General features: G+C 22.9%; 3 protein-coding genes. All 3 read right to left on the bottom strand.

The window, feature by feature from the left end; translation table 11 throughout:
- Nucleotides 1-319: hypothetical protein (locus tag HMPREF1984_RS09885; protein WP_021767855.1), on the bottom strand; the 319-nt coding region annotated here is incomplete at its 3' end.
- Between the two features lie 83 nt (nucleotides 320-402).
- Entirely contained in the window at nucleotides 403-912 is a 510-nt protein-coding gene (locus tag HMPREF1984_RS09880) for a hypothetical protein (RefSeq protein WP_021767854.1), read from the bottom strand.
- A 241-nt stretch (nucleotides 913-1,153) separates the two neighbouring features.
- A complete protein-coding gene (locus HMPREF1984_RS09875) occupies nucleotides 1,154-1,957 on the bottom strand; it encodes a hypothetical protein (RefSeq protein ID WP_021767853.1) in 804 nt (267 codons plus the stop codon).
- Nucleotides 1,958-2,058: the final 101 nt, after the last annotated feature.

Here is a 2,058-nt window from a genome sequence, read left to right as displayed (position 1 = left end):
GGCTTTCAAGCTTTACTGTTCCTCCAGGTGTACCGTCATTTATAAAGACACTGTCCTTCTTCATGTATTCCGGACCTTTTGAGGTATTTTCAACAGTAGCGACTTCCCTGTTTGTATTTCCTGCTTTATTCATTTTAAACTGTTTTAATACAAAGCCGTTGACCGCCCTGCTGACCAATATATCTGTTGGCAGCTTTACTGCTAAATTTTCAGTCTTTTGACGTCTACCTACTTCTTCCGATGTACCATACTGTACCTCTCCAGGAGTATATCTGTCTGCAAAATCTCCTAAAAAACTTCCTAGCCCCAGTGTGTACACCCTTATATAAGAAATATAGGAGAAATCAATCCCCTATATTTCTATTTTCCTTCTTACTTTCTGACTTTAATGTATTTTATATTTTATTCTTTTTCTGAGTTCTTAATAACTTTAAAATCATCTATTTTTAATCCTCCCTCTATATAAATCATATCACCTTTATCATAACTCACCTTACTTTCAAAATCTATTAATATTTTTCTGTCAGAAATATCTGATTTTACATATATAGAATATTCATCTATTACTCTATATACTTCTACTATCGCTTCAATATAAGATGAATTTTTTATAGGTTGTTCATATGATATTTTATTAGATTTATTAACTAATGATTTAAAATAAAAAGAATGTGAGCTTTGTTCATTTTTTTTATTGTTTATCTTCATACTTTTACATACAAAATCAATTAATAATCTTCCTTCTAAAATATCTCCTTTTTTTATACTTTTTATTTCTTTTATATCTGTTACGTAATCATCGTGTGATAAAAAATATACAAATATTTCTTTGTCATCTGATAATCTTTTTACTAAAGCTATTCTTTCATATGTATCTGCTAAAAGAATTTCTTTTATTAAATATCTTTTCATAACAATGTACTCCTTAAAATATTTTCTTTTATAATTTTATTTCAGTTTATGAAATGATTTAATGTCAAGTGTTTTTTTCCTTTTCTCGAAGTAATTTTTACATTTCTTGTATCAATTCTTGTACCATATTTTATATCACCATTATTAATTTGAATATTTCCATACTCAAAATTTGAAACTAACTCAAAGAATAACTAAATTTTACTCAAAATTATTTTGTCCCTCATATTTTGAAAACTAATTATATTTTATTTGGAAAAATTAGAAATATAATTAGTTTTTTATTATAATTTTTCATTAAAATTTGTTCGATTATATGAACTAAAATTATATTATTATACAGGAAAAAGTTGTTATCATTAAATAATAATATTTTTAAATTTTTTTCACTATTTTCTTTTACATATTCAAAAAGGCTATTCAAAAGAAATTTATTTTTTATTTTTTTTCGCTCTTCTATTGATAATTCGTTTTTAAAAAATCTTTCATTAATTTGTTTTTTTAATTCAAAAAACGATAATTTTTTTTCTATAGTTTTATAATTTAAATATCTTTTATCAATTTCTTTTTTATCCTCTTCTACAGATATTATCAGCTCATTTTCTATTTCAATAGTATTATTTACCAAAATATAAAAATCTATATTTATTGTTGGTTTTTCTTGCTTATATATTATTTTCATATCTATATACCATTCCAACAATAATGTAAAAATAATATCTGTATAAATATACTCTTTTTCTTTATCATTTAATTTGCTAAAATTATAATTATAATTTAGGATTAATGTAATACCTTGTTTCATCCTTTTTTTTACTTCATAATAAAGTGCAATATCTGTAGCAAAATCATGATAAGTGTACTCATCAATTCCAAATTTTTCATCATAATTTAAAATATCAATTTCTTTTTGAATAATCTTATAAAAATCATCCCAATTATTTATTTTACTTCCATCTAATTCTATGATCCATTTATTTTTAGATTTTTCGTATATTTTATTTTTATTACTTTCATTAGTTATTATTACCTTATTTTCTAACACGATATTCTCCTTATTTTATTCTTGTAAATGTTTTATAGTGGTCATTTATATATTATTTTACATCTTTCTATAAACCTCTATTTAAAAACAACCTTCACTTC

It is taken from the genome of Leptotrichia sp. oral taxon 215 str. W9775 (assembly GCF_000469505.1).
Lineage (GTDB): Bacteria > Fusobacteriota > Fusobacteriia > Fusobacteriales > Leptotrichiaceae > Leptotrichia_A.
Note: the sequence above shows the minus strand (reverse complement) of the source record. Positions and strands in the feature narration are given on the sequence as shown.

Coding starts and splice junctions, on each gene's coding strand:
- HMPREF1984_RS09880 (WP_021767854.1), bottom strand. CDS start 912: ATGAAAAGATATTTAATAAAAGAAATTCTTTTAGCAGATACATATGAA.